This window comes from Brevundimonas sp. Br13, from assembly GCF_055391505.1.
In genome coordinates this window covers 2,791,916-2,817,512 of the sequence record NZ_AP044008.1, presented here as the reverse complement: position 1 = coordinate 2,817,512, position 25,597 = coordinate 2,791,916, and the positions used below count along the sequence as shown (strand labels likewise).

Annotated in this window: 24 protein-coding genes; 12 read left to right on the top strand and 12 right to left on the bottom strand. The window is 66.8% G+C overall.

Annotated features, from left to right (window positions below; all coding sequences use genetic code 11):
* Nucleotides 1-4: 4 nt before the first annotated feature.
* From ACZ5M6_RS13960 to ACZ5M6_RS13945, 4 genes are all read right to left on the bottom strand, one after another.
* Nucleotides 5-1,579 (bottom strand): EAL domain-containing protein, encoded by a 1,575-nt coding sequence (locus ACZ5M6_RS13960; RefSeq protein WP_228184471.1) that lies wholly within the window; start codon nt 1,577-1,579, stop codon nt 5-7.
* A gap of 78 nt (nt 1,580-1,657) precedes the next feature.
* Nucleotides 1,658-2,095: a flagellar basal-body protein FlbY gene (locus ACZ5M6_RS13955; RefSeq protein WP_152950682.1), complete on the bottom strand. Its 438-nt coding sequence runs from the start codon at nt 2,093-2,095 to the stop codon at nt 1,658-1,660.
* Nucleotides 2,092-2,403, bottom strand: a complete 312-nt coding sequence (locus ACZ5M6_RS13950) for a rod-binding protein (RefSeq protein ID WP_054766216.1) — start codon at nt 2,401-2,403, stop codon at nt 2,092-2,094. Before ACZ5M6_RS13950 ends, ACZ5M6_RS13955 begins: the two co-directional genes overlap by 4 nt.
* Nucleotide 2,404: 1 nt before the next feature.
* The gene (locus ACZ5M6_RS13945) at nt 2,405-3,517 is read right to left on the bottom strand and encodes a flagellar basal body P-ring protein FlgI (protein ID WP_054766215.1); all 1,113 of its coding nucleotides are present in this window, start codon (nt 3,515-3,517) and stop codon (nt 2,405-2,407) included.
* 183 nt (nt 3,518-3,700) lie between these two features.
* On the opposite strand from ACZ5M6_RS13945, the gene ACZ5M6_RS13940 reads away from it, so the two are divergent.
* The 3 genes from ACZ5M6_RS13940 (at nt 3,701) to gltX (ending at nt 6,147) form a co-directional block, all read left to right on the top strand.
* Nucleotides 3,701-4,126: a flagellar assembly protein FliX gene (locus ACZ5M6_RS13940; protein WP_054766214.1), complete on the top strand. Its 426-nt coding sequence runs from the start codon at nt 3,701-3,703 to the stop codon at nt 4,124-4,126.
* Between the two features lie 174 nt (nt 4,127-4,300).
* Nucleotides 4,301-4,735: an RNA polymerase-binding protein DksA gene (gene dksA, locus ACZ5M6_RS13935; RefSeq protein ID WP_054766213.1), complete on the top strand. Its 435-nt coding sequence runs from the start codon at nt 4,301-4,303 to the stop codon at nt 4,733-4,735.
* Nucleotides 4,736-4,812: 77 nt separating this feature from the next.
* Complete coding sequence (gene gltX / locus ACZ5M6_RS13930; protein ID WP_444572537.1) at nt 4,813-6,147, top strand: glutamate--tRNA ligase; 1,335 nt, start codon at nt 4,813-4,815, stop codon at nt 6,145-6,147.
* A gap of 17 nt (nt 6,148-6,164) precedes the next feature.
* Here the strand turns inward: gltX and ACZ5M6_RS13925 are convergent, their stop codons facing one another.
* Together ACZ5M6_RS13925 and ACZ5M6_RS13920 are read right to left on the bottom strand one after the other, a co-directional pair.
* Nucleotides 6,165-6,458 (bottom strand): CC_3452 family protein, encoded by a 294-nt coding sequence (locus ACZ5M6_RS13925; protein WP_054766211.1) that lies wholly within the window; start codon nt 6,456-6,458, stop codon nt 6,165-6,167.
* A gap of 105 nt (nt 6,459-6,563) precedes the next feature.
* Nucleotides 6,564-7,169: an LOG family protein gene (locus ACZ5M6_RS13920; protein WP_054766210.1), complete on the bottom strand. Its 606-nt coding sequence runs from the start codon at nt 7,167-7,169 to the stop codon at nt 6,564-6,566.
* A gap of 108 nt (nt 7,170-7,277) precedes the next feature.
* Between ACZ5M6_RS13920 and ACZ5M6_RS13915 the strand changes: the two genes are divergently transcribed.
* On the top strand, nt 7,278-8,033 hold the full coding sequence (locus ACZ5M6_RS13915; RefSeq protein ID WP_287105018.1) for a hypothetical protein: 756 nt from the start codon (nt 7,278-7,280) through the stop codon (nt 8,031-8,033).
* Between the two features lie 103 nt (nt 8,034-8,136).
* Here the strand turns inward: ACZ5M6_RS13915 and panC are convergent, their stop codons facing one another.
* Complete coding sequence (gene panC / locus ACZ5M6_RS13910; protein WP_182714817.1) at nt 8,137-8,997, bottom strand: pantoate--beta-alanine ligase; 861 nt, start codon at nt 8,995-8,997, stop codon at nt 8,137-8,139.
* 291 nt (nt 8,998-9,288) lie between these two features.
* On the opposite strand from panC, the gene ACZ5M6_RS13905 reads away from it, so the two are divergent.
* The 3 genes from ACZ5M6_RS13905 (at nt 9,289) to ACZ5M6_RS13895 (ending at nt 11,214) form a co-directional block, all read left to right on the top strand.
* A complete protein-coding gene (locus tag ACZ5M6_RS13905) occupies nt 9,289-9,789 on the top strand; it encodes an SPOR domain-containing protein (RefSeq protein WP_182714816.1) in 501 nt (166 codons plus the stop codon).
* Nucleotides 9,790-9,932: 143 nt separating this feature from the next.
* Nucleotides 9,933-10,769 (top strand): division plane positioning ATPase MipZ, encoded by an 837-nt coding sequence (locus tag ACZ5M6_RS13900; RefSeq protein ID WP_054766206.1) that lies wholly within the window; start codon nt 9,933-9,935, stop codon nt 10,767-10,769.
* A gap of 16 nt (nt 10,770-10,785) precedes the next feature.
* Nucleotides 10,786-11,214, top strand: a complete 429-nt coding sequence (locus tag ACZ5M6_RS13895; RefSeq protein ID WP_464158940.1) for a J domain-containing protein — start codon at nt 10,786-10,788, stop codon at nt 11,212-11,214.
* Between the two features lie 9 nt (nt 11,215-11,223).
* On the opposite strand, the gene ACZ5M6_RS13890 is transcribed toward ACZ5M6_RS13895, so the two are convergent.
* Together ACZ5M6_RS13890 and ACZ5M6_RS13885 are read right to left on the bottom strand one after the other, a co-directional pair.
* Nucleotides 11,224-12,117: an SDR family oxidoreductase gene (locus ACZ5M6_RS13890; protein ID WP_464160127.1), complete on the bottom strand. Its 894-nt coding sequence runs from the start codon at nt 12,115-12,117 to the stop codon at nt 11,224-11,226.
* 8 nt (nt 12,118-12,125) lie between these two features.
* Nucleotides 12,126-13,376, bottom strand: a complete 1,251-nt coding sequence (locus ACZ5M6_RS13885) for an NAD-dependent epimerase/dehydratase family protein (RefSeq protein WP_464158939.1) — start codon at nt 13,374-13,376, stop codon at nt 12,126-12,128.
* A 339-nt stretch (nt 13,377-13,715) separates the two neighbouring features.
* On the opposite strand from ACZ5M6_RS13885, the gene ACZ5M6_RS13880 reads away from it, so the two are divergent.
* The 3 genes from ACZ5M6_RS13880 to ACZ5M6_RS13870 all read left to right on the top strand — a co-directional run bounded on the left by ACZ5M6_RS13880 (nt 13,716) and on the right by ACZ5M6_RS13870 (nt 16,291).
* Nucleotides 13,716-14,663 carry a DUF4167 domain-containing protein gene (locus ACZ5M6_RS13880; RefSeq protein ID WP_464158938.1) on the top strand — a complete coding sequence of 316 codons (948 nt, stop codon included), beginning with the start codon at nt 13,716-13,718 and terminating at the stop codon, nt 14,661-14,663.
* A gap of 116 nt (nt 14,664-14,779) precedes the next feature.
* Nucleotides 14,780-15,493 carry a DUF4893 domain-containing protein gene (locus ACZ5M6_RS13875; RefSeq protein ID WP_444572532.1) on the top strand — a complete coding sequence of 238 codons (714 nt, stop codon included), beginning with the start codon at nt 14,780-14,782 and terminating at the stop codon, nt 15,491-15,493.
* Between the two features lie 51 nt (nt 15,494-15,544).
* Nucleotides 15,545-16,291 carry a DUF4893 domain-containing protein gene (locus ACZ5M6_RS13870; RefSeq protein WP_464158937.1) on the top strand — a complete coding sequence of 249 codons (747 nt, stop codon included), beginning with the start codon at nt 15,545-15,547 and terminating at the stop codon, nt 16,289-16,291.
* A gap of 30 nt (nt 16,292-16,321) precedes the next feature.
* On the opposite strand, the gene ACZ5M6_RS13865 is transcribed toward ACZ5M6_RS13870, so the two are convergent.
* The gene (locus ACZ5M6_RS13865; protein WP_191554273.1) at nt 16,322-16,804 is read right to left on the bottom strand and encodes a hypothetical protein; all 483 of its coding nucleotides are present in this window, start codon (nt 16,802-16,804) and stop codon (nt 16,322-16,324) included.
* A gap of 87 nt (nt 16,805-16,891) precedes the next feature.
* A complete protein-coding gene (locus tag ACZ5M6_RS13860; protein WP_191554272.1) occupies nt 16,892-18,529 on the bottom strand; it encodes a serine hydrolase in 1,638 nt (545 codons plus the stop codon).
* A gap of 198 nt (nt 18,530-18,727) precedes the next feature.
* On the opposite strand from ACZ5M6_RS13860, the gene ACZ5M6_RS13855 reads away from it, so the two are divergent.
* Both ACZ5M6_RS13855 and clpB read left to right on the top strand, forming a co-directional pair.
* Complete coding sequence (locus tag ACZ5M6_RS13855) at nt 18,728-20,986, top strand: TonB-dependent receptor domain-containing protein (RefSeq protein WP_464158936.1); 2,259 nt, start codon at nt 18,728-18,730, stop codon at nt 20,984-20,986.
* 152 nt (nt 20,987-21,138) lie between these two features.
* Nucleotides 21,139-23,727: an ATP-dependent chaperone ClpB gene (gene clpB / locus ACZ5M6_RS13850; protein ID WP_464158935.1), complete on the top strand. Its 2,589-nt coding sequence runs from the start codon at nt 21,139-21,141 to the stop codon at nt 23,725-23,727.
* A gap of 23 nt (nt 23,728-23,750) precedes the next feature.
* Here clpB and ACZ5M6_RS13845 read toward each other — a convergent pair whose 3' ends face one another.
* A complete protein-coding gene (locus tag ACZ5M6_RS13845) occupies nt 23,751-24,944 on the bottom strand; it encodes a reverse transcriptase domain-containing protein (protein ID WP_464158934.1) in 1,194 nt (397 codons plus the stop codon).
* Between the last annotated feature and the right edge of the window lie 653 nt (nt 24,945-25,597).

The window sequence follows — 25,597 nt, the reverse complement described above, 5'->3', positions numbered from 1 at the left end:
GCGGTCAGCCCCAGGCTTCGACCGCGCCCCGGCGTCGGATCGGCGCCGCGCTGGCCAGCTGGGTGCGCGGCTCGGCCTCGGCGCGGCCAAACAGCCAGCCTTGGCCGTATTCGACCCCCAGGCTCTTCAACTGATCGGCGACCGGGTCCGTCTCGATCATCTCGGCGATGGTTTCCAGCTTCATCGACCGGCACAGTTCGACCACGCCCCGGATCAAACCCTCGGTCAGGGGATCGCTCAGACCGCGCACCAGATCCCCGTCGATCTTGACCGCATCCACAGGCAGTTTGCGGACATAGTCATAGGAGGTGGCGCCGGCGCCGAAGTCGTCGATGCAGACCTTGATGCCGGTCTCACGCAGGGCGGTCAGCCGCCGGTTCGCCGCCTCCAGATCGGCCAGGGCCGAGGTTTCGGTCACTTCCACGATCAGACGTTTGCGCTCTTCCGTCGAGCCGGAGGTCATCTTCAGCAGGTTCTCGACATAGGTGTCGTCGCCAAGCGACGCGCCGGAGACATTGATCGCCATCTTGAGCAGGCCGGCGCCGGGCGCCCGCATCCGCTTCAGCACCTTCTCGGCGACGGCTAGGTCGAAGGCCTCGATCATTTTCAGCTCTTCAGCCATGCGGATGGCTTCGGCCGGGCCGTTGGGGGTATTGAACCGCGCCAGGGCCTCGAAATGGTGGACCGCCCGCGAGTCCAGTCGGACGATCGGTTGGTAGTGGACCTGGAAGTCGCGAGCCTTGACCACGCCGCGGAACGCCTCGGCGTCGCGGAAGGTCCGCTTCAGGGACTCGGTGAAGGCGATCTGAGGATTGGCCAGGCCGCCGTCCTTCAGACATCCCTCAATGGCGAAACGCATGGCGCGCAGCACGCACAGGCTGTCCGCGCCCTGGGGAACGGGGGCGGTGAAACTCTCGGCGGCCAGTTCGGCGCCCTCCGCTCGTCCGGCCTCGACCACTTCCGCCGCCAGGTCGCGTTTGTCGGTTTCCGGCCGCAAGAGGGCGAAACGCTCCTGGGTGATCTGGGCGGCGGAGGATCCGTGAACGGCGGCCGACTGAAGCGTGGCCTCGATCCGGCGTTGAACCCGGTCCGCCAGCGCCTCCGGCAGCTGCTCCAGGCCGTGAACGTCCAGGAAGCCGAACGCCAGATCGCGCGAATTGTCGATGATCCGGGGCGCGTCGATCAGGAAGCGTTCGGCGTCGATCAGCGGCGGAACGTCCAGTTCGCCCAGCGGGATGGCCGGACCCTCATAGGCGATGGCGCAGGATATCGCGGGCGCCAGCTGGGGCAGGACGAAGGCGCGGATCGAAGCGCGTCGCACTCGGTCGGCGCCGGCGGTCAGAAGAATCTGCAGGGGCGCGCTGCGGGCGCCCGCTTTGCTGTTCATCAGCGTCTGGAGGACATGATCGCCCTGATGAAGCAGTTCGGTCAGGGGTTTGCCGGTCCACAGGGCGCCGACGTCCTGTCCCGCAGCGGGGCCCGCGCCCAGGGCGAAGCCGACGCGCCCTTGGGCGTCGATTTCCACCAGGGCGTCGGCGGACGCAAAGGCAAGTCCCAAAAGGCGCGTGGTGATCGGCATGGGGCGACTATGATCCCCGTCGCTTAAAAAACCCGCAACACGGCGGGAACGAGGCCCGCAGAAATCAAAAAATGTCGCTTAAGCCTTGCGGTTGAACGCCACCGCGCGTCCGTCGCCCATGGCCGCCCGCCCATCGGCGGCATAGGCGGCGGCCGGCGTTCGGGCGGCTGCGACCTCATGGGCGATGGCCCGCACCAGGCCCTCGGAAATACGGCGGGCGGCCTCAACAGCGCCGGCGTGACGGGCCAGGACGGCGTCGAAGGCGCGGGTGGCCTCGATCAGAGCGGACCGATCAGCCGAAGGCGCGTCGGCCAGAAGGGCGGGGTTGGCCTTCACATGGGCGGAGTCGCGGCGATAGAGGTTGGCCATCTCCTGGGTTTCGGCCAATCCCTTGGCGACCTCCTGGGGGCGCCCCTCTTGGAAGGCGCGCGTCTCGGCCGCCAAACGCTCGGTCAGGCGCCGCGTCAGATCCAGCAGTTGGCGCACGCGCGCCCCGGCCAGTTCAGCGTCGCTCATGGCCGCGCCTCCTGCATCTTCAGCATTTCGTTCATCACCGGCCCGGCTAGGCCGATCCCGCCGGCGGCCACGGTCTTCTTGGCCATTTCGTCCAGCAGAAAACTGCGCCAGGTCGCCTCGCCCTGACCGCCGCCGAACAGGCCGTCGGTCGACAGGCCTTCGAACATCGGTTTCAGCATCTGAGACAGGAAGCTGGCCTCGAAGGCTTCCGCCGTGGCCTTGATCTTCTCACGGCTCGCGCCGGCTGCGGCCGTCGCAGCGGCGGGCAGGGGCCGGATCAGTTCGGCGGGGGCGGACAGGTCCGTCATGTCACATCACCTCGATCTCGGCCTGCAAGGCGCCGGACGCCTTGATCGCCTGCAGGATGCTGATCATGTCCCGCGGGCTGACGCCCAGGGCGTTCAGGCCGTTCACCAGGGTGGACAGGCTGGTTCCGCCGCCCACCAGCCGCATCTGGGTGCCCAGATCTTCTTCGACATTGACCTGGGTGCTGGGCACGACCGCCGTCTGTCCCTGGCTGAAGGGGGCGGGCTGGCTGACAAAGGGCTGTTCATCGACCGAGATGGTCAGATTGCCCTGGGCGATGGCCACCCGCGAGATCCGCACCGCATCGCCCATGACGATGACGCCGTTCACCTCGTCGATGATGACCTTGGCGGGTGAATCGACGGTGACGGGCAGGTTTTCCACGCGGCTGATGAAGCCGGCCATGCCCATCTGTCCGGGAGCCCGCAGGGCCACGACCGTTCCGTTCTCGGCCAGGGCGGTTCCGGGGAAGGCGGCGTTGACGGCGGCGGCGACGCGCTGGGCGGTGGTGAAATCCGGATTGCGCAGATTCAGCCGGACCTCGTTCATGTTGGCCATTTCGAAGCCTGTCTCGCGCTCGACAGAGGCGCCCGAGGCGATCCGGCCGGCCGTCGGCACCCCCCGCGTCACCGAAGAACCTGATCCTCCGGAGGCCGAGACGGCGCCGGTCTGGACCGAGCCCTGGGCCACCGCATAGACCTGACCGTCCGCGCCCTGAAGGCTGGTCACGACCAGAGATCCGCCCAGCAGGCTCTTGGCGTCGCACATGGAGGAGACGTTGACGTCAATGCGCGAACCCGGCGTGGCGAAGGCCGGCAGTTCGGCCGTGACCATGACTGCGGCCATATTCTTGGTGTTGGCGTTTGCGCCGCGGATATTGACCCCGAGCCGCTCGGTCATGCCTTCCAGCGACTGCCGGGTGAAGGGACAGTTGCGCAGCGAATCGCCGGTGCCGTTCAAACCCATGACCATGCCGTAGCCGACCAGTTGGTTGCCGCGAACGCCTTCAACGGCGGCGATGTCCTTGATCCGCGACTGGGCTGCGGCCGCGGACGCGCTGACGCCCAGGGCCAGGACGGCCAAGGGCGTGACGAGGCGGGCGAGCAGATTCTGCATGGGTCGGACGTCTCTGAGGCTTCTTCTGATGCCTTATGCCAGGATCGTGCCGTGATCTAAGCTGTTGAAAATATGGTGGTGTGGCGGCTTGCGGGTGGATGGTGAGGGCAGATTCTGCCCAGCTGTTAACCAAACGGTCACTCCGTTCCTCAAGGATGGGATCATGAGCCGGAGCATGCGCGGATGAAGGTCACAGGGACCACGGGCCCCCAAGCCCCGACCAGCGGCAAGTCCGCTCGCTCGGCCAGCGGCTTTTCGCTCGGTCAAGCCGGCGGGGCGTCGGCGCCCACCGCCGCTTCAGCCGCCGCCGCACCGACGAGCGTCGCCGACGTCTCGGCCCTGATGGCTCTCCAAGGCGTGGAGGGGCCGCTGGAAAAACGTCGGCGCGCCATCAAGCGGGGCGCAGGGCTTTTGGACCGGCTCGACGAGATGAAACTGGCTCTGTTGTCCGGCGAGGGCGATCCCGCCTTGTTGGAACGGCTGGCCCGCAATCTGCGCGAAGAGCGCCCCGATGGCGGGGATGCGGGGTTGAACGCCGTGCTGGATCAGATCGACCTGCGCGCCGCTGTGGAACTGGCCAAGGCCGAACTGCGTCGCGGCGAGGCTTGATCGTAAAAGCTTCGGCTTTTCAAGATCGAGGACGGGGCCTTAGCTGGGTTCCTATTTCATCAAGGCGCTCACGGAATCATGATCACGGAATCGCGAACGCCGTTGCCGCGACTCGTCGGGCTGACTATACGGCCCCTACGCCACAGGGGGGCGTGATTAGAGAGCGTGAGTGGGATGAGCGCCTTGGCGTCCGTTGTGTCCGACGAAACCGGTCCTTACCGCCCGTCGGACGACGAGCCGTTCATGAATGAGCGGCAACTGGCTTACTTCAAAAAGAAGCTGCTGGACTGGAAGGATGAAATCCTTCGCGAGTCCAAGGGGACGGTCGTCAACCTGAAGGCGGAGACGGAAAACCATCCCGATCTGGTTGATCGCGCCTCTTCGGAGTCGGATCGCGCCCTGGAGCTGCGGACCCGCGATCGGCAGCGCAAGCTGATCTCCAAGATCGACGACGCCCTGCGGCGGATCGAGGACGGCTCCTACGGCTATTGCGAGGACACCGGCGAACCCATTGGCTTGGGTCGTCTGGAGGCTCGCCCCACCGCGACCCTGTCGGTCGAGGCGCAGGAGCGCCACGAACGCCGCGAGCGGGTTCACCGGGACGACTGAAGTTCGAGGGACCCAAGCCTTGACTTCGCGGGGTTGCGGCGCGACCTAGCCGCCTCGCTTTTGAGGTCTAGGTCTTCATGTCCGTCAAGGTTCGTTTCGCCCCGTCGCCGACGGGTAAGCTGCACGTCGGCAATGTCCGCACCGCCCTGGTGAACTGGCTGTTCGCGAAGGGGCAGGGCGGATCCTTCGTGCTGCGGATCGACGACACCGACCTGGCGCGCTCCACGCCGGAGTTCGAGCAGGGGATCGAGGACGATCTGACCTGGCTGGGGCTGACCTGGGACGAGCGCTATAACCAATCCAAGCGCTTCGACCGCTATGAGGAGGCCGCCGCCAAGCTCAAGGCGTCGGGCCGGCTCTATCCCGCCTATGAGACGGCCGACGAATTGGATCGTCGCCGCAAGGTGCAGCTGTCGCGCGGCCTGCCCCCCATCTACGACCGCGCCGCGCTGGACCTCACCGACGCGCAGAAGGCGGCCTATGAGGCCGAGGGCCGTCGTCCCCATTGGCGGTTCAAGCTGGAGGGCAAGCGGGTCGCCTGGGAAGACCTCGCGCGCGGCCACGCCGAGGTCGACACCGCCTCCATGTCCGACCCGGTTCTGATCCGCGAGGACGGCCTGTTCCTCTACACCCTGCCGTCTGTGGTGGACGACATCGACATGGCCATCACCCACATCATCCGGGGCGAGGATCACGTCACCAACACCGGCGCCCAGATCGAGATTTTCGAAGCCCTGGGGGCGACGGTTCCCGGCTTCGCCCACATGCCCCTGCTGGTCGGCGCCGACGGCGCGGCCCTGTCGAAACGGTTGGGCTCCCTGTCGATCAGCGACATGCGCGACCAGGGTTACGAGCCGATCGCCATCACCAGCCATCTGGGCCGGATCGGCACCTCCGACCCCTTGGAGGTCGCCGCATCGGTTCAGGCCCTGGGCGAGAGCTTTGCCTTCACCAAGATGGGCCGGTCGCCGGCTCGGTATGACACGGCCGATCTGGACCGGCTGAACGCCCAGGCGCTGCACGTCATGGACTATGCTTCGGCTCAACCCCGGCTGCAGGCTCTGGACGCGGATCTAGGCGAGACCTTCTGGTCCGTGGTGCGGGGCAATCTGAACAAGTTCGCCGATGTGGTTGAAATGGCGAAGGTCGTGCGGGGGCCGATCCAGCCCGTCATCGAGGACGCCGCCTTCATCGAGGCCGCCGCCGGCCTGTTGCCCGAGGTCATTGATGAGACGGCCTGGTCCGCTTGGACGAACGCCGTCAAGGCCGAGACGGGCGCCAAGGGCAAGGCCCTGTTCATGCCCTTGCGGCTGGCGCTGACGGGCCAGGCCCATGGGCCGGACATGGCGGCCCTGGCGCCGCTGATCGGTCGCGAGACCATCCAGCGGCGCCTGAAAGGCGAGGCGGCCTAAGCCGCCTCACGCCTGGATCAGGCGTTGCAGGCGGCCAGTTCTTCGGCGCTGAGCGTCTTGCCCTTGTAGGAGAAGGCCGTCACCGGGCCGAACTTCTGCACCACGCGGCGGCAGGCGCGCGTCGCCGGCTGTTCCGTGCCGCCCGAGGCGGTGCAGGCCGAGCCCTCGCAGGACCAGCGCGCGCCGTCGATGATGGTCGGGCGGGCGGGGGCCTTGGCCGCATCCGCCAGGACCAGGCTGGTGGGGGCGGGCGTCTGGGCGACGGCGGGGGCGGCGGCGAAAACGGCGGCGGCGATCAGCAGGACGCGCATGAAAACTCTCCGAAATTGAAGAACGGCGTCGTGCCGTCGGGCGTCAATGTCAGTTTTCGATAAAAACTGTCAAGATGCGCGGCGTCGATTGTGACCGGCGATCACCTATCGGCGATCATAGATACGCGCCCCGTCCATGGGATCCGTCTGAATCTGCTCCAGCGCAGCCTCCACCGTGTCCGCCACCGTCCAGGCGTTCAGGAAATCGGCCGGCGTCATTCCCTCGTCGACGCTGTGACGCATCAGATCGAAAAAGCCGTTCCAGAAGCCGTTTAGGTTCAGGAAGACCACGGGCTTCTGATGGAGATCCAGCCGCTTCCAGGACAGCAGTTCGACGACCTCTTCCAGGGTTCCGATGCCGCCCGGAGCGACCACGAAGGCGTCGGACTGGTCGTACATCAGTTGTTTGCGTTCATGCATGGAGGTCACGACGACCGTCTCGACCTCGTCGAACAGGCGCTCGCGGCTGCGCAGGAAGGCGGGCATAATTCCCAGCACTCGCCCGCCCGCCTCATGGGCTCCGCGCGCCGAGGCGCCCATCAGACCCACGCCGCCACCGCCATAGACCAGACGCCACCCCGCCTCGGCCGTCGCCCTGCCGAAGTCTCGCGCGGCCTGGATATAGGCGGGATCGGCCCGATCGGACGAACCGCAGAACAGGCAGACGGAGGGGCCTTCGAAAGGCTGGATCGAAACAGGGGGCAGGGACATGAGGCCTCGAAATGAACGGATGCGCCGTCGGCCATGGCCAAACGGGCGGCGATCGAGCTAACAGACTCTCGGCCGCTGGGCGCCAGCCATATCGTGTCGGAACCAAGGATGAAACGCTGGATCGTCGCCAAGGCGGCCCTATCGACGGCTCTGGTCCTTGTGGCGCCGACCTTGAGCGCCTGTTCGGAAAAGAAGGACGCCGCCGTCGCGTCCGAGCCGGGCGCCCCGGTGGAATCGCCCTGGACGCAGCCGCCGACGGTTGACGCCGCTCGGCGCGAGGGGGGACAGGTGGTGGTTCGAGGCGCGGCGGCGCCCGACGCCCGAGTCGTGCTTCGCGCGGGGGACGGAGCGGCCGTGGCGGTCAGCGCAGACGCCGCCGGCCGGTTCGAACTGCGGGCGCCCTTGACCTCAGGCGACATGCGGTTGAGGCCGGAGGTGCAGATCGGAGAGGACGCCGCGCCCTCGCCCGAGACCTTGGTGCTTCTGCAAGGCGGCGCGGGGCCGATCATCCTGATCGCGGCCGGAGAACCCACGACCCGGCTGGACGGCCGGGGTCGGTTGGATGCGGTGGATTCCGACGGCGCGGTCCTGATCGTCTCCGGTCGCGCGAACGGACCGCCGCCGGAGGTGACGATCAACGGAAGGCGGGTGCCGGTCCTGAGCCGCACCGGCGGCAGTTGGCGTGCGACGGCCCCCGACGGGGGTGCAGCGTCGATCGTCGTGGACGGCGAACGGTTCGACTATCCCGGCGTCGGTTCTCAGGCGGACTTTCAGTCGCAACGGGCCGGCGACGGATGGCGGCTGACCTGGCCGACCGGACCGAGCGGTCGTCAGACCACATGGCTGCCGGATCGCGGCGGTTAGGACTTCGTTAACCGAAGCGGCGGACAGATGAATCTGTCCCGTTCTGGGACACACCATCACCGAACTTCCATTCAAAGCCCGGCGCCTGCGTCGGGCTCTTTTTTCAGACGGCCAGGTTGTCGATAAGCCGCGTCTTGCCCAGCCAGGCGGCGGCGAGAATGCGGGCGGGGGCGTCGACCACGCCGTCGCGAAAGACCGACAGGTCTTCGGCCCGCCGGACCGCCACATAGTCGATGCGCTCAAAGCCGGCCTTCAGCACGGCGGCATAGGCGTCTCGTTCGACGCCGGGCAGGGGACGCCCCGACGCGGCATCGGCCGCCGCCGCCGCCAGGATGCGGTTGAGCCGGCGGGCCACGGCCAATTCGTCTTGCGACAAATAGGCGTTTCGCGACGACAGGGCCAAGCCGGCCTCGTCCCTCTGGGTCGGAACGGCGACGATGTCGATCGGCAGATCCAGGTCGCGGACGAAGCGCCGGATCACCATCAGCTGCTGATAGTCCTTCTCGCCGAACACGGCCAAGTCCGGCTGAACCTGGTTGAACAGCTTGGTCACCACCAGGGCGACCCCGCCGAACATCTGAGGCCTGAAATCGCCTTCCAGGCCCATCGCCGGACCCGTCACGGCGATGCTGGTGGCGAAGCCTTCGGGGTACATGTCCTCTGGCGCGGGCGCGAACATCAGAGGGCAGCCGACGCCGGACAACAGCCGCGCATCCTCCGCCTGCTGGCGTGGATAGCGGGCCAGATCCTCGGTCGGGGCGAACTGGGTCGGATTGACGAAGTTGGAGACCACCACTCGATCGGCGCGCTGAACGGCTTCGCGCACCAGGGCCAGATGGCCGTCATGCAGGGCGCCCATGGTCGGAACCAGGCCCACCGTCAGGCCTTGTCTCTTCCAGTCGCGTACCGCGGCGCGCAGTTCCGCGACGGAACGAACGACGAGGAGCGAAGCGGGCTGGGTCATGGTGAACCGGTTAACCTTGTGCCTTAAGCGTGTCGATGCACCAGACCTCAAGCCCTGGCGACTAGGGTGGTGCTTATGACGCCAGCAGCAGCGACCCGTCCAGTTCTGATCGCCCTCACCCTCGGGCTTGCCGGGTGCGGGGCCGTCGAGGGCGACCGTCATTCCTTCCAGTCCGCCGCCGATCGGATCGCTGCGATCGAGATTCCGATGGACCCGGACGCCCCCAGGCCCGCAGCTGCGCAAAAAACTCGCGCCGAAACTCAGGGTTTGCGGCCTGCAAAATTCTCGCCCGTGAAAATCGCCCTGATGACGCCCTATGAGATGTGGGACGCCCGCGACGCCATGGCGGGGCGGCTGGGCGCGGACGAAAGGCGGACGGAACCCGAGCCTGACCGGGAGCCCGGTCTAAGGGGTGCGGTGACGCGGATGGTCCAACCGGCCGTCCAGCCCGCCATGCGCGCCGCCGCTCCTGCGCTTGTCGAGGCGGTCGATCGTGCCGACAGGCCGGTTCTGCGCCCCGCCGTCATCCGGTCGGAGCCGCGGCCGACCTCGTCGGCGGAGGGCCGACTGATCCAGCTGGGCGCCTTTTCCAGCGAAGCTGCGGCGCGGGCCGCCTGGGCGCGGCTGAGAACTCAGGCGGATCTGTCCGACTTTTCGCCGCGATTCGAGGACGTCGAGGTCGCCGGTCGTCGTCTGACCCGGCTGCGGGTTGGGCCTATTCCAACCGAGACCGCCAGCGCCCTGTGCGCGGCCGCCCAGGTGGCCGATCCCTGGTGCCGTCGCGCCGGCTGACCGGCGGGCGTCCCTTCCACCAGAGCAAAGTCCACAGATGGCCGTTAACGCCGCGTTGACGTTTGGCCTCTGTGCGCCGAGTCTAAGGCGTCCGAAGGCCGCGCTGCACTGAGTCGCGTCGGCCGCCACAGAGGGTTTCCTCCATGACGCAGCCACACGTGATCGTCCTCGGCAATGAGAAGGGCGGGGCGGGCAAGTCCACCCTGGCGATCCACATCGTCACCGGCCTGCTGCATGCGGGGCGGACGGTGGCGATCATCGATCTGGATCTGCGCCAGCGCTCCATGCAGCGCTTCTTCACCAACCGTCAGGCTTGGCTGGCCGCGAACGGCCAAACGCTGCCCCAGCCGTTCATGCCCGACATGGGCGACGGCAAGGCCTTGGCCAAGGGCGGGACAGATGAGCAGATCGCGGCCTTCGAAAAGGCCTTCGCCGAGGCTGCGGCCGCAGGCGTGGACGCCATATTGATCGACACCCCCGGCGGCGACACGGCCGTGTCCAGCGCCGCCCATGCGCGCGCCGACCAGATCGTCACCCCGATGAACGACAGTTTCGTCGATTTCGACCTGCTGGGCGAGGTGGACCCAGTCTCGCTGGAGCTGCTGAAGCCCTCTATCTATTCCGAAAGCGTCTGGGAGGCCCGCAAGGTCCGGGCGATCACCCAGGGCCGGCAAGCGACCATCGACTGGCTGGTCGTGACGAACCGTCTCGCCGTCGCCGAGGCGCGCAACCGCAAGCGACTGGAAGAGCGGATGAACAAGCTGGCCAAGCGGGTCGGCTTCCGCGTCGGGCCGGGCTTGCGTGATCGGGTCATCTATCGCGAGCTGTTCCCCTTCGGCCTGACGGTTGCAGACCTGTCCAATGAGGTGCGGCCGGTGGCGGTGTCCCTGGCCCATGTCGCGGCCCGCCAGGAGCTGCGCAATCTGATGAAGGCCATGGGTCTGGAACAGGCCCTGGCGCCGCTGGACGTGGCGGCCTGAAAGGCCGGATGACCGCGTGGCTCTGATTGGACTGGCCCTGGCGGCCGTCGCCGTCTGGGCCCTGGTGCGACTGGGACGACAGACGGAAAGACGTGGTCGGGCCCATTGGCGGGTGACGGCGACCCTGCTCGCGTCTGCGCTTCTGGCCGGCGGGGCTTTGGCGGCCTTCAGGGGCGCTTGGCTGTGGGGCGCAGGCCTCGCGGCGGCGGGCCTCTATCTGGTCTGGTCGTCGCGGATGCGGACGCCCGTACGTTCCGAGCCGATCACCGAGGCCGAGGCGCGCGCAGTGCTCGGCGTCCCTCCGTACGCGGACGAGGCGCAGATTCGCGCGGCTTGGAAACACGCCATGAGCCGCGTCCATCCCGACCAAGGCGGCACGGCCGGGTTGGCGATCCGAGTCAATGCGGCGCGGGACCGCCTCCTGAAGAAGAACAGAGGCGCTTGAGACGCGCTATCAGCTGACCAGGCGAAGCGGCGGCGGCGCGTCCAGCAAGGCCTCCAGGCCTTCCCGCCAACTGGGATAGGCCGGTCGCCAGTCCAGTTCGGCCTTGGCCAGGGCGTTCGAGACCCGCTTGGAATCGAGATAGAAGCGGCGCATCGCCTCGCTGACGCTGTCATCGGTCCAATCGACTTCCGGCGGACGGGGCAGGCCCATCCGGTCGGCCGCCCATTCCACCACCATATTGGCGGGCGAGGGCTCATCGTCGGTCAGATTATAGGCGGCGCCGGGCCTGGGCCGGTCCATGGAGGCGAACAAGGCCGACACCACGTCATCGACATGGATGCGGTTGAACACCTGGCCCGGCTTCCGAACGAGTCTCGCCGTGCCGTCTCTCAGCCGATCGATGACGCTGCGACCGGGGCCGTAAAAACCGGGCAGACGGAAAATCTGGACTGTCAGCCCCATGCCCTGCGCCCCGTCCAGCCAGTCGCGTTCGGCCCGCACTCGACGGGCGCCCTCCAGGCTGGCGGCGTTCAGCGGCCCGTCCTCGAACACCCAGCCGCCGGCTCGGTCGCCATAGACGCTGGTTGATGACACATAGCCGATCCAATCCGGCCAAGCCTGGGACGCGACGGGCGCCAGGGCGCGCAGGCCCGGACAGCCATGGGCGTCCGGCGCCGCGGTGATCAGCACTGCCGTGGCCGATTCCAGCGCAGTCTTGAGGGCGTCAGAGTCTGCAGGATTGATCGCGGAAACACCTTCCGCCGCAAGGGAGCGTCGGCGTTCGGGATCGCGAGAGGTCGCCGCCGCCTGTCCCCCTCGCTTCAAGGCTTCGCGCGCTGCGGCCCGCCCCAGATAGCCGCCGCCGAAGACCAGTAGGGAGGGGGCGGTGACAGGGCGGTTCATCGGCAGGCTCAGGCGGTCAGGATGTTGGGCGAACCGGGCGAACTCGCGCACGGCCGCGCTTGGCTTTCCAGCGCCTTGGCGCGGCGTTGGTTCCAGGCCGAGACGCAAGGAATGCGGCTCAGATCGGCCCGCTCGGCGTAGCGCCGGGCGATCTCGGTGACGTCCTGCATCAGACCTTCAGCCAAGGTGATCGGCTTCAGCCCCAGTTCCCGGAACTGGTCGTTGGCGACGACCAGATCGTTTTCGTCGGCCTCTTGGCGGGGGTTGGGCACATTGTGGACTTCGGCACCGGTCATGTCGGCGACCATCCGGGCCAGGTCGCGCACACGCCGACTCTCGGTCATCTGGTTCAGGATCTTGACCCGATCGCCGCGCTTGGGCGGATTGTTCAGCGCCAGTTCGACGCAGCGCACCGTGTCCTGAATGTGGATGAAGGCCCGGGTCTGGCCGCCCGATCCGTGCACCGTCAGCGGATAGCCGACCGCCGCCTGCATCAGGAACCGGTTCAGCACCGTGCCGTAGTCGCCGTCGTAGTCGAAGCGATTGATCAGACGTTCGTCCAGCCTGGTCTCGGCCGTTTGGGCGCCCCAGACGATGCCCTGATGCAGGTCTGTGATCCGCAGGCCGTCGTTGCGGGCGTAGAACTGGAACAGCAGGGCGTCCTGAGTCTTGGTCATGTGATAGATGCTGCCGGGGTTCGGCGGGAACAGAATCTCCTGCTCGGCCGGGCCGTTGTCGGTCTGGACCGTCACCTTCAGATAGCCCTCGGGGATGCGCAGGCCCGCAGTGCCGTAGCCATAGACCCCCATGGTGCCCAGGTGGGCTAGATGCACGTCCAGCCCGCTTTCGACGATGGCGGCCAGCAGGTGGTTGGTCGCATTGATGTTGTTGTCGACCGTGTACAGCTTGTGCCGCGCCGACTTCATCGAATAGGGGGCGGCGCGCTGTTCGGCGAAATGGACCACGCTGTCGGGCGTCAGGTCGCGGATCAGGGCCACCAGACGGTCGAACTCCTTGCCTACGGTCATGTTGACGAAGCCGATGTCGCGGCCCGACACCTCTTTCCAGGCCTTGATCCGCTCGCCCATGGTGCGGATCGGCGTCAGCGACTGGACCTCCAGCTCATTGTCGATATTCCGCCGGCTCAGATTGTCGACGATGGTCACGTCCCAGCCCTGGGCCGAGAGATGCAGGGCCGTCGGCCAGCCGCAGAAGCCGTCGCCGCCTAGAACCAGAACCCGCATGGGAGAAAGCCTCATCGTCGCCTTAAAGAGCCTGCCTAGCCCACCCGAGGGCTGTCGGCAAAGCGGAGCCGTGGCCCAAGGTGCGACGCTTTGTCGAAAACCCCTTGGAAAGGGACGGCGCACACGCTAAGTCTCTCTCGTCTCCCACTCAAACGCAGCTTTACGGGTTTTCGCCCGGCTGTTCGCGGCTTGAGCCGGCCATGACGGTCGGTCCCCACAGGGCCGGCGCACCATGCGGGCGACAAGGCATTCCGACAGATCGACAATCGGGGATCGGCCCCGAGCGAAACGGAACCACGAAACGGACGGACCCGGCCCGACGGCTTGGCTCCATCCCTGCACACGGTAGCGCGAATGAGAGATTTCAAGGGCATGAAGCGTCAGCGCGGACGCAATCGGAACAAGGCGGGCGCCAATAACGCCAACAACGCCAATCCGAATCGTTCGTGGGATTCGCAAGGGCCCGAAAACATCAAGGTCCGCGGCAACGCCCAGACCGTTTATGAGCGCTATCAGCAGCTGGCCCGTGACGCGGCGTCCAGCGGCGACCGGGTGTTGGCCGAGAACTACCAACAGCACGCCGAACACTATTACCGGGTTCTGCGCGCGCTTCAGCCCCAACGCTCCTTCTCCGACATCGCCGCGCGCGAACTGTCGAACCAAGGCTTCGACATCGATTTCGAAGACGAATCCGGCGCCCAGGCCGCGGCCTTCATGGCGGCGCAGCAGGCGGCGGATCGCCAGGCTCAGGAAGCGGCGGAGCGCGCGGAGCAGTCCCAAAACCGCGACCAGAACCGGGATCAAAACCGGGAGCGCGACTACAATCGCGACCGCGACCGCGACCGCGACCAAAACCGCGACCGCGACGGCCAGTCGTCGCGCGACGACGGCGAGATGCGCGCCGAGGGCGAAGGCGGCGGTCGCCGCGAAACCCGCCGTGAGCGCTGGGAGCGGCGTCGCGAGGAGCGGCAGCGCCGATTCGACACCCAGGGCGAAGGCCAGTCGGGCGAAGGCCGCCCGGTCGAAGCGGTCGCCGATGACGCCGCCGCCGCGGCCCAGACCGAGTCGGTGGCACCGGTCCCGGATCAGAGCGAAGTCCCTCAGACGGACGAGCGGCCGGCGCGCCGGTCGCGTCGTCCCGCCGTTGCAGCCGAAACGGGCGACGATGAGACTCCGACGGCTCTGCCCGGCTTTCTGACCCGCTCGTCCGCCCCTGCTCCGACGGTCGAGGAGGGCGAGCCCGCCCCGCGCCGCCGCGCGCCCCGCCGCAAGGCGGAGGCTGCGGCCGAAAGCGAAGGCTGATAATCCGAAGGGGGATCTGCGACTGCGGTCTTGACGCCGACCGCCGACCAAGGGCCTAAAAGGCCGACTTCGCCGCAAGGTCCGTCCATCGGACGCCTTTTCACAGGGAAGCGTTGATGCGCCAGATTCGCCCGTCTCGTCGTACCTCGCTTCGCCGCCAGGCCTCTGGCGCGGGGCCGAAGGGCGGTCTGGCTCTGGCGGGCCTTCTTGCCCTGGCGGCCTGCGCCTCCACCCCGCCGCCGCCTCCGCCCCCGCCGCCGCCCTCTTCCGGAACGGGCGGGGTTCTGATGGATTGGCGCGGCGTCATCACCTCGACCGATCGGGATCGCTATCAGCGTCGTGACGCCGCCTGGGATCTGGCTCTGCAACAGGCCCGACGCCAACGCGGTTCGGGGGACCTGAACAGTCTGGGCGATCTGATCGACCCGTCCGCCGGACGCCCCGGCGTGACCCCGCCGACCGGCGACTACCGCTGCCGCACCGTGAAACTGGGTTCCCAGGGCGGCGAGGACGGACTGGGCTATGTGGTTTACGGCTGGTTCGCCTGTCGCATCGAACAGACGCCGCGCGGCCTGAAGTTCACCAAATTGACCGGCTCCCAAAGGCCTTCGGGCCTCCTGTTCCCCGAGAACGACCGGCACATGCTGCTGCTGGGATCCATGGCCCTGGCCCAGGAACCGGCCGCCAACTCCTATGGCCGTAACAGTGATCGTGATCTGGTCGCCGTTCTGGAACGGATCGGCGAGGCGCGCTGGCGTCTGGTGCTGCCGTGGCCGCAGTATGAGTCGAACCTGGACCTGATCGAACTGGTTCCGGCCAAGACCGACTGAACCGCGCGGCGGCTTGACCGTTCGTCTCCTGAACCGATGGAGACGCCGATCATGCGCCGCACCCCGACCTTCTTTGCGCCCTTGCTTCTCGGCTTGGCGGTGTCCGCCTGCGGTGAGAACAGTCCGGGCAGCCGCGCCGAAACCTCGCCGGCCGTCAGCGCGCCCGCCAAAGGCGTCCCCCCGCGCGTCGCGCCGCCCGCGACAGCCGCCGCCGCAGCCGCACCTTCCGCAGCTCAAGGCGGGCTTCAAGGCGGAAGCGACGATTGGCGTCAGGTCGCCTCGGCGGCCGACGCCAGCCTGCTCGGTCGATTGGACCAGGCCTGGCGTATGGCCCGCGCCGAGGCCGAGGCCGCCGGCTTCGCCTCTGAGGTCGAGGCCCTGGGCCCGTTGGTCGATCCCAACGCCGGCTTGCCCGATCGCCTTCAGCCGCCTCCCGGCGCCTATCGTTGCCGAACGATCAAGCTGGGGCGGCGCGGGGAGGGCGGCGGTCTGGCCTATGTCGACTATCCCTGGTTCGCCTGTTCGGTGGAGACGACCCCAGGCGGGGATCTGGTTCTGACCAAGAAGACGGGGTCGCAGCGGACTCAGGGCCTGCTCTATCCCGACACGGATCGTCGCCTCGTCTATATCGGCGCCCAGGCCCTCAGCGACGCCGAGACCGGCTTTCCCGCCTATGGCGATCGCCCGGAACGCGATCAGGTGGGCGTTCTGGAGCGGATCGGCCAGAGCCGCTGGCGGCTCGTCCTCCCCTGGCCCAAGCAGGAAGCCAAGCTGGAGCTCCTGGAAATCAGGACCTGAAGTCCGCAGGCGCGGCTTCAGGTCTCTGGGTCAACGATTGCCGGTGGAACGCGAAATCGCCGCGCGCATCCCCTCGGCGTGCAGGGCGCCCGAGGGAGCGATCTTCGTGTTTGGGGTCTCGACCGATCCTTGATCCGCTGTGCGGTCTTCGGGCCCGGTCCAGGTCGGGTTCTCGGCCTTGCGCCGGACCGCCTGTCGAAGATTTTCGGTCGCCGTCTTCGCCTTTGCGCCGCCGCTCCGTGGAGACGCCAGGGCTTCGGCGACGCGAGCGATCGCCTCTGTCAGCAGCGCCTTCTTCTCCCGCGCGCCTGTGTCGGCCCCGGCGGTTTCGCCCCGCCCCTGAGCCGAGCGGGCGCGCGTGCGAATCTGGCGCTGCGCCCTGTCCCGCCGCGCCCGCAGTCGGCCGATCAGCTCCCGCAATTCGGCGGGCGATCGGTCGTCTAGGGCCTGGCTCTGCTGGACCATCTCCGCTTCGTCGCGGTCGAGCGCGCGGGGAGTGTCTGACTTTGACATGGCTGTCCTTCCTTTACGTTGATGGAAGGACAGCGCTGCCTCGGTCAGGACGTTCCGCCTTGCGCGCCTAGGTCACAGGCCGAACGTTCAAATCCGCGTCAGTCTCAAATCCTGGTAATCGTAGGAGAAGTCGATGTCCGGCGAGACGCCCTTCATCGTCGCCGTGGCGGGCTTGGCGGTCTGGATGTCGAACGTCACGAAGGCGTCTTCCTCCCGCTTGTCCGGGAAGCGGGTGCGGAAGGTCTCGCCGTCATAGGGCTCCAACCAGCCCTGCAAGGCCGGCGTATGGGTGAAGGTCAGCCAAAGGCCGGGCTTGCGGTCGCGCCCCCGGCCGCGGGTCTTGGGCGCGATGACGATGTCGCCGTACCAAGGGTCGCGCCAGGTTCCGGCATAGGCGTCCAGAGGCATGGAGGGCGGCGCCCCGGCCGCCTGTTTGGCGTCGATCTCGGCTGCGGCGGCGATGGATTTGGCGTTCCCCTCCGCCTCCAACCGCTTGGAATCGGCGATCCAGTCGACATCCACCTTGCCCAGGCAGAGGTCGGCGATGCCTGAGCGAAGGGCGCGCAGCAGGAAGCTCTCCTCGGCGTTCGAAAAAATGCTGAACCCAACCTTGCGGCCGGGGATCAGAACGGTCGCGGAAATGCCGCCGGGCGAACCGCCGCCGTGGCTGATCAGTCGCTCGCCGCGATAGTCCTGAACCTGCAGGCCCAGGGCGTAGGTCGAGGCGATGGAGCGGTTGGGCAGTTCCGCCGTCGGGCCCGGCGAGCTGCCGACGATGATGTTGGGACGATACATTTCCCTGGCGGACTCTTCCGAGAACAGTCGCGTCCCGTCGGGCAGCCGCCCCTCGTTCAGCCGCACCGCGATCCATTTGGCCCAGTCGGCCGGGGTGGTGCAGATCCCGCCGGCTGCGGCGGCCGAGTCCCAGTTCCAGACCTCCACGATCGAATCCGCGATCGGAGTCATGGCGCCCTGATAGCGCAGCGGCGGCCCGACCCGGCCGTGGGGCAGGGCGGACTTGGCCGGGTCAGCCAGGCGCGCCAGGGGCACGGTCTCGCTCATGCCGACGCGGTCCAGAATCCGCGTCTGGATGAAGTCTTCCCAGGTCTGGCCCGAGACGGCCTCGATCACCGCCCCCGCGACCACGAACATCAGATTGCAATAATGGTATCGAGCGCGGAACCCGTCCTCGATCGGCACGAAGGCGGCCTGGGCCAAGACCTCGGCGCGGGTCCGGTCGCTGTTGGGCCAGAACAGCAGATCGCCGGCGCCCAGGCCGAAACCGGCGCGGTGGCTCAAGGTGTCGCGAACCGTGATGTGGTCGGTGATGTAAGGATCGACCAGCCGGAAATCGGGCAGATAGGTCTTGATCGGCGCGTCCCATTTGACCTTGCCCTCATCGACCAGAATGGCGAGGGCGGCGGCGGTGACGTTCTTGGTGTTGGAGGCGATGGCGAACAGGGTGTGTTCATCGGCGACGGCCGGCTTGCCCTGAACCTTCACCCCATAGCCGCGGGTCAGCACGGCGGCGCCGTCCTTGACCACGGCGATTCCCAATGCGGGCTGGTCGGGCCAGGCGGCCATCGCCTTCTTCACATAGGCGTCGACCGCCTCGGCCAGGGCCGTATCGTCGTTGGCGGCGTTCCAGGCCAGAGCCGGGCGGGCCGCGACGCTCAGCGGGAGGGCGCCGGCCAGGGCGCGACGACGGGTCAGGTTCAGGGGCAAGGCGCAGGCTCCAACTCTCGATGCGGCGACACGCTAACGCGCCGCTTCGCGCGCGTCACCCATCGCTTTCGGAGCAAGCATGACGAAGGTGTAATGGACCTGTCCAAGATGTAACTTTGCATTGCAAAGCAGGCTCGATACGCAACGATTATCGATAAGCGTCGGAAGCCGTCCGCCGCACCTTCAGGATCATCGGGGATGACGTCGTCCAAACTCGTTCTGCTGCTCGGCGCGGCCTGGGCCGTGCTGCCCGCCGCCGCCCTGGCCCAAGCGCAAACGCCGCAGCCGTCGCAGACGCCCGCGCCTGCTCAGCAGAGACCGGCCCAGACGCCGGCCGGGCAGGCGCCGGCCGCCTCTGACAAACCGGCGACGGTCGGCGACGTCACGGTGACGGCGCGCGCCGACGACGTCCGCACCTCGATCGATTCCGTCAGCTACAGCCTGGCCAATGATCTGCAGGCGACCACCGGCAGCCTGGCCGACGCCCTGCGCAACGTGCCCTCGGTCGATGTGGATTCGGAGGGCAATGTCTCCCTGCGCGGCGACGCCAATGTCACCATTCTGGTCGACGGCCGCCCGTCCGGCATTCTGACCGGCCCCGGTCGCGGGCAGGCGCTGATCCAACTGCCCGCCAGCCAATATGCGCGGATCGAGGTGATGACCAACCCCTCGGCCGCCTACAGCCCCGAGGGGTCGGGCGGGGTCATCAATCTGATCACCAAGCCGACGGCGCCCAAGCCGGGTACGCAATCCACCGGCTCGGTGCGGGCGAACGTCGGCGACAACGGCCGCTGGAACGCCGGCCTCAGCGGATCCTGGCAGAAGGACCGACTGACCCTGTCGGGCGACGTCAGCTATCGGTCCGATCCGACGGAGCTGAGCTTCACCCGGACGCGCGAGCAACTGGACCCGACCACCGGCGCCGTGGTTTCGACCACCACCGTCGATCAGCCGATCGAGTCCGAGCAGAACGGCGCCTTTGGCCGCTTCACCGCCGAATACAAGCTGGACGACAAGACCCAGATCACCGGCGAACTGCGCGGCGTCGCCTTCGACGGCACAGGCTCGGCCTCCAGCCTGTTCGAAACGCGCAACGCGGGCGGGGCGGTGACGAACGCCTATCGGCGCGAGGGATCGTCGGACTTCGACTTCGCCAACTGGGGCGCCACGGCCCGCGTGCTGCGTCGCTTCGACGGCGACGGCCACGAATGGTCCAACGAACTGCGTTACGATTCCAACAGCAATGAAAACACCAGCCAGGCCCTGACCACCTTCCTGACGCCGGCGGCGGCGGCCCTGTACGAGCGCACTCGGACTGACGTCGATCAGGTCACCTGGGGCTTCACCAGCGCCTATACCCGCCCGATGTCGGACGGCGGCAAGCTGCGCCTGGGCTATGAGCTGAACCTTCAGCGGCCCGAGCAGGACGCCGGCTTCCTGCGTGGCCCGTCCGAGGCCGCCCTGACGCCCGTCCCGGCCCTGAACAACCGGTTCGAGGCCGAGCAGACGGTGCACGCCCTCTACACCACCTACGAACGTCCTCTGGGCGAGAAGCTGTCGGCCCAGCTGGGGCTGCGCCTGGAACAGGCCGACATCGAGATCAAGGATCTGACCGGCGGCGCCTCGGCGTCCCAGGACTATTTCCGCGCCTATCCGACGGCCCATCTGCAATATCAGCTGTCGGCCGAACAGACGCTGCGCGCCAGCTATTCGCGCCGCATCCAGCGGCCCCAGCCCAGCCAGTTGAACCCCTTTGTCGTCTATCAGGACCCGTTGAACGTCCGCTCGGGCAATCCGGATCTGGAGCCGCAGGAGACCGACAGCTTCGAGGCCATGTGGCAGATGCGCAAGGGGCAGAGCTTCTATCAGGCGACGGCCTATCTTCGGAACACCGACAAGGCCTTCACCGATGTGGCGACCGACATCGGCGGCGGCGTCTTCCTGACCCGGCCCGAAAACCTGGGCTCGCGCCAAGACGTGGGCGTCGAGGCGACGGCGAACGGGCGCCTGCTGTCGACCCTGCGCTACAGCGCCGGGGTCAACGTCTTCCGTCAGGAGATCGACTCGGGCGCCGTGGTCGGCGGCGGAGACCGCGAGGCGACCCTGGCCAGCGGACGCCTGAGCCTGAACTGGCAGCCGACGGCCAAGGACTTCGTCCAACTGTCCAGCTTCTGGCAGGGCGACAGTCTTCTGGCCCAGGGGCGGCGCGAGGCCGGCGGCATGGTCAATCTGGGCTATCGTCGCAAGCTGAACGAGCAGCTGTCGTTCAACTTCACCGCGCGCGACCTGTTCAACACCTTCAACACCACGACGATCTATGAAACGCCGCAGTTCCGCGAACGCTCGGAGCAGGACATCAAGCTGCGGGCCTTCTACGTCGGCCTGACCTGGAACTTCGGCGGGCCGCGCCGCCAGCCGGAACAGTTCGACTTCTCGACCGGTCCGACAGGCGGCTGACGCCCTCGGACGGTTCTGAGCGGGCGGGGTGAAATCTCCCGCCCGCCACCCCTTGTGTGCCCGACGGGTCACACCATCTGGATTTCACAGACCCGTGTCGTCGCTTCCTGAAAGGGCGGCGCGGGCGAAATCCGCCTGATGAGGGGACACCTATGAATCTCGATCTCTATTCCGACCGCGCCAAACAGGCGGTCCAGTCGGCCCAGTCGCTGGCCCTGGCCCGTCGTCACCAGCAGTTCGCCCCCGAACATCTGCTCAAGGTCCTGCTTGAGGAGCGGGACGGCCTGGCCCGCAACCTGATCACCGCCGCCGGCGGCGACGCCCGCCGCGCCGAGGCCGATGTCGAAACCGCGCTGAAGAAGCGCGCCCAGGTCACCGGCGGCTCGGGTCAGCTCTATCTGGACGGCGACACCGCCCGCGTCTTCGCCGCCGCCGAAGAGTCCTCAAAATCCGCCGGCGACGCCTTCGTCACCACCGAACGCCTGCTGGCGGCCCTGGCCAAGGAGGGCGGAACCGCCGCCGAGGTGCTGAAGGCCTCGGGCGTCACCGCCGACAAGCTGGAGGCCGCCATCGCTGACGTCCGCAAGGGCAAGACCGCCGACAGCGCCGCCGCCGAAGACGCCTATGACGCCCTGAAACGCTATGCCCGCGACCTGACCCTGGCCGCCCGCGACGGCAAGATCGACCCGGTCATCGGCCGCGACGAGGAGATCCGCCGCACCATCCAGGTCCTGGCGAGGCGGACCAAGAACAACCCCGTCCTGATCGGCGAACCCGGCGTGGGCAAGACCGCCATCGTCGAGGGCCTGGCCCTGCGCATCGTCAACGGCGACGTGCCCGAATCGCTGCGCGACAAGACCGTCATGGCGCTGGACATGGGCAGCCTGATCGCCGGCGCCAAATACCGCGGCGAGTTCGAGGAGCGGCTGAAGGCCGTGCTGTCCGAGGTCTCGGCGGCCGAGGGCGGCATCGTCCTGTTCATCGACGAGATGCACACCCTGGTCGGCGCCGGCAAGGGCGACGGCGCCATGGACGCCTCCAACCTGCTGAAACCCGCCCTGGCGCGCGGCGAACTGCACTGCGTCGGCGCCACCACCCTGGATGAATACAGGAAGCACGTCGAAAAGGACGCCGCCCTGGCCCGCCGCTTCCAGCCGGTCTTCGTCTCCGAACCGACGGTGGAGGACACGGTGTCGATCCTCCGTGGGCTGAAGGAGAAGTACGAGGTCCACCACGGGGTCCGCATTTCCGACAGCGCCATCGTCGCCGCCGCCACCCTGTCGAACCGCTACATCACCGACCGCTTCCTGCCGGACAAGGCCATCGACCTGATCGACGAGGCCGCCAGCCGCGTGCGCATGGCCGTGGACTCCAAGCCCGAGGCCCTGGACGAGATCGACCGCCGCCTGGTCCAGCTGAAGATCGAGCGCGAGGCCCTGAAGAAGGAGACCGACCAGGCCTCTCAACACCGGCTGGAGAAGCTGGAGGACGAGATCGCCGATCTGGAAGGCCAGTCCGACGACCTGACCGCCCAGTGGAAGGCCGAGAAGGAAAAGGTCGGCCAGGGCGCCCAGCTGCGCGAAACCCTGGACCGCCTGCGTCTGGAGCTGACCAACGCCCAGCGCGCCGGCGATCTGGGTCGCGCGTCCGAGATCGCCTACGGCCAGATCCCCCAGATCGAGAAACAGCTGGCCGAGGCCGAGGCGAACGAGGCCGACAAATCCGGCCCCCTGACGCCCGAGGTGGTCGACGCCGAACAGATCGCCGCCGTCGTCAGCCGCTGGACCGGCGTGCCGGTCGACAAGATGCTGGAGGGCGAGCGCGAAAAACTGCTGAAGATGGAGGAGGCCCTGTCCGCCCGCGTGGTGGGCCAGGACGAGGCGCTCGCCGCCGTCTCCGACGCGGTGCGCCGCGCCCGCGCCGGCCTGAACGACCCGAACCGGCCGCTGGGCAGTTTCCTGTTCCTGGGCCCGACCGGCGTGGGCAAGACCGAACTGACCAAGGCTTTGGCCGACTTCCTGTTCGACGACGAGGCGGCCATCACCCGGCTGGACATGTCGGAATATATGGAGAAGCACAGCGTCAGCCGCCTGATCGGCGCCCCTCCCGGCTATGTCGGCTATGACGAGGGCGGCGCCCTGACCGAGGCCGTGCGTCGCCGCCCCTATCAGGTCGTCCTGTTCGACGAGGTCGAAAAGGCCCACCCCGACGTCTTCAACGTGCTGTTGCAGGTGCTGGACGACGGCCGCCTGACCGACGGGCAAGGCCGCACCATCGACTTCCGCAACACCCTGATCATCATGACCTCCAACCTGGGCAGCCAGTATCTGGCCGATCAGGGCGAGGGCGAGGATGTGGAGGCCGTCCGCCCCTTCGTCATGGACGCCGTCCGCGCCCACTTCCGGCCCGAGTTCCTGAACCGGATCGACGAGATCATCCTGTTCCACCGCCTGGGCCGCGACCAGATGGGCGGCATCGTGCGGATCCAGCTGTCACGGTTCGAAAAGCTGCTGGCCGACCGCCGCATGACGCTCGACCTGGACGACGCCGCCCTGGCCTGGCTGGCCGACCGCGGCTACGACCCGGCCTATGGGGCGCGGCCGCTGAAACGGGTGATCCAGAAGGAGCTGGTGGACCCGATTGCGCGCAAACTGCTGGCCGGCGAGATCGAGGACGGCGGGGTGATTGCGGTCACGGCCGGCGAGGGCGGGTTGGAGATCGGGAAGGCGCGGGTGCATTGAGATAGTACTTAAGAAGGCCGTTCTCATTCAAAGTCGTTGAATCCTAGAATGGCCTTCTTTTGTTCTCCAAGATTCTCAAGAACATCAGCGCCAAGTATCTCAGACAGCAATTCGTTCAGCGCTTTCTTTCGTTCAGCAATCAGACGGTTTAGGAAGTCATCGCCGTTTTTAACAAGAGACACAGCGCCCTTGTGACCGGCAATCATCGAGTCCAAGGTCTGCGAAATATGAGCCACTGTTCTCTTCCGCTTGATACACTCTTCGACAGAAGCGATTGACCTCATTTTTTCCGCGATCTGCGAGAGCTTCTTGGAGGGGGCGACGAGGTGGTATCCTGTGGCGTCTCGGCGCATCTCAAGACCAAGGAATTCGGCGTCTTCGCTCGGCCCGTAGATCACACTTTTGGAACCACCGAGATCTGGGACTGCAAGCTTAAGACGCCCAAGCTCTTGTTTGATGAATTCTAGTGCTGTCACGCAGTCGGGTCGGCTTTGGCAGAACACGGCAATATCGTCAGCGTAGCGAACGGCGGACAGCCCCGCCCGGCTGATAGCAACGTCGAACTCTTTGAGCATCAAATTCGACAGAACAGGGGACAGAGGCATACCTTGCCGAAGCCCCTCTCCGACCCTGATGCCGTTGGCTTCTGCTTGTGCGACATGTGACGCGAACCGTTTGTCGATTTCGCAATTGATCGCTTGTGTAAGAAGATCTCTGACCGCCGGGGAACGTATAGGCGCGATTTTCTGCCGCAGGATTGATCGATCCAGTCTGTCAAAGAATTGGATGATGTCTACTTTCAACACCCACGGCTTTAGCTTCCGAAGTTCCAGTGCTCGAGTGTGCGCCATTTCAATGCCGAACCCTCGGCGAAAGCCAAAGCTGATCGGCGTAGCGACGCTAAAGCGACTATCGGCATTTAAATGCTCCACGACAGCTCGTTGTACGAGGCGATCCTGAACTGTGGGGATCGCTAAAACTCGAAAGCCTGTTCCTTTAACGAGCAGGTGCGGTTTTAGAGGGGACAGGCGATACCGCGCCTGCCCAATCTCATGTCGTATGCGCGCCAAATTGCTCGAGAGATGGCTTCCGAACTGATCGGCGGTAACGCGGTCGATGCCAGGCCCGCCGGGCTTGTAGCCCCTACCATCACGGCTTCCACGCCATGTCTCTCGCAGGCAAGAATCTGAAAATGCGCGAGGTAAACGTCTAGTCATTGCCACCTCCTACTTCCCCCGAGGTTCCAGGTGAGCTCCCCCGGGGAATACGGTAGGTGGACGATCCCGACGACGACGCGTGATCCGCATCCCCGTCCAAACCGGTTTCCGTGGCGCCCGCCTCGAACCTTGCGGCCGCGACGATCGACACTTTGACGAGTGATCGATCTCGATCAGTTTGGGAGAATCCCCACCCTGCACTCGAAGTCGAAAACAGGACCGCGAAAATTACGATCCCTCTCGCGATTGTAACGCGGATTCGCCCCGTTCGTAATGGAACAAATCGTGAACGCGATGCAGCCTTGGCGCGAAAAGCGTCCCCTTCGGACCCGCCTCCGTCATTTTCGCCACTAGCCTGATCCTGGTTACGCATATCCGGCATCGTGCATCCTTCCCTTGATGACGATCCCGACGACGACGCGTGATCCGCATCCCCGTCCAAACCGGTTTCCGTGGCGCCCGCCTCGAACCTTGCGGCCGCGACGATCGACACTTTGAGAAGGCGACGAAGGCCCGATTCAGAAGCAAATCAGACCTAAAAGCTGCTTAGCACATAGTCGCGTTGCTCCAAAGTAGGCGGGTTAAGCTTGATGCTCGCCTTTCGTTATCCTCCGGACGCGCCTGAGGGTCGCGAGGCGGGCGCATGCTGGTGA

Coding starts and splice junctions, on each gene's coding strand:
- ACZ5M6_RS13925 (WP_054766211.1), bottom strand. CDS start 6,458: ATGCGCGTCCTGCTGATCGCCGCCGCCGTTTTCGCCGCCGCCCCCGCC.
- ACZ5M6_RS13955 (WP_152950682.1), bottom strand. CDS start 2,095: ATGAGCGACGCTGAACTGGCCGGGGCGCGCGTGCGCCAACTGCTGGAT.
- dksA (WP_054766213.1), top strand. CDS start 4,301: ATGAGCGCCTTGGCGTCCGTTGTGTCCGACGAAACCGGTCCTTACCGC.
- ACZ5M6_RS13945 (WP_054766215.1), bottom strand. CDS start 3,517: ATGCAGAATCTGCTCGCCCGCCTCGTCACGCCCTTGGCCGTCCTGGCC.
- clpB (WP_464158935.1), top strand. CDS start 21,139: ATGAATCTCGATCTCTATTCCGACCGCGCCAAACAGGCGGTCCAGTCG.
- ACZ5M6_RS13950 (WP_054766216.1), bottom strand. CDS start 2,403: ATGACGGACCTGTCCGCCCCCGCCGAACTGATCCGGCCCCTGCCCGCC.
- ACZ5M6_RS13890 (WP_464160127.1), bottom strand. CDS start 12,117: ATGAACCGCCCTGTCACCGCCCCCTCCCTACTGGTCTTCGGCGGCGGC.
- ACZ5M6_RS13880 (WP_464158938.1), top strand. CDS start 13,716: ATGAGAGATTTCAAGGGCATGAAGCGTCAGCGCGGACGCAATCGGAAC.
- ACZ5M6_RS13845 (WP_464158934.1), bottom strand. CDS start 24,944: ATGACTAGACGTTTACCTCGCGCATTTTCAGATTCTTGCCTGCGAGAG.
- ACZ5M6_RS13900 (WP_054766206.1), top strand. CDS start 9,933: ATGACGCAGCCACACGTGATCGTCCTCGGCAATGAGAAGGGCGGGGCG.
- ACZ5M6_RS13875 (WP_444572532.1), top strand. CDS start 14,780: ATGCGCCAGATTCGCCCGTCTCGTCGTACCTCGCTTCGCCGCCAGGCC.
- ACZ5M6_RS13915 (WP_287105018.1), top strand. CDS start 7,278: ATGAAACGCTGGATCGTCGCCAAGGCGGCCCTATCGACGGCTCTGGTC.
- ACZ5M6_RS13960 (WP_228184471.1), bottom strand. CDS start 1,579: ATGCCGATCACCACGCGCCTTTTGGGACTTGCCTTTGCGTCCGCCGAC.
- gltX (WP_444572537.1), top strand. CDS start 4,813: ATGTCCGTCAAGGTTCGTTTCGCCCCGTCGCCGACGGGTAAGCTGCAC.
- ACZ5M6_RS13940 (WP_054766214.1), top strand. CDS start 3,701: ATGAAGGTCACAGGGACCACGGGCCCCCAAGCCCCGACCAGCGGCAAG.
- ACZ5M6_RS13855 (WP_464158936.1), top strand. CDS start 18,728: ATGACGTCGTCCAAACTCGTTCTGCTGCTCGGCGCGGCCTGGGCCGTG.
- ACZ5M6_RS13865 (WP_191554273.1), bottom strand. CDS start 16,804: ATGTCAAAGTCAGACACTCCCCGCGCGCTCGACCGCGACGAAGCGGAG.
- ACZ5M6_RS13870 (WP_464158937.1), top strand. CDS start 15,545: ATGCGCCGCACCCCGACCTTCTTTGCGCCCTTGCTTCTCGGCTTGGCG.
- ACZ5M6_RS13885 (WP_464158939.1), bottom strand. CDS start 13,376: ATGAGGCTTTCTCCCATGCGGGTTCTGGTTCTAGGCGGCGACGGCTTC.
- panC (WP_182714817.1), bottom strand. CDS start 8,997: ATGACCCAGCCCGCTTCGCTCCTCGTCGTTCGTTCCGTCGCGGAACTG.
- ACZ5M6_RS13920 (WP_054766210.1), bottom strand. CDS start 7,169: ATGTCCCTGCCCCCTGTTTCGATCCAGCCTTTCGAAGGCCCCTCCGTC.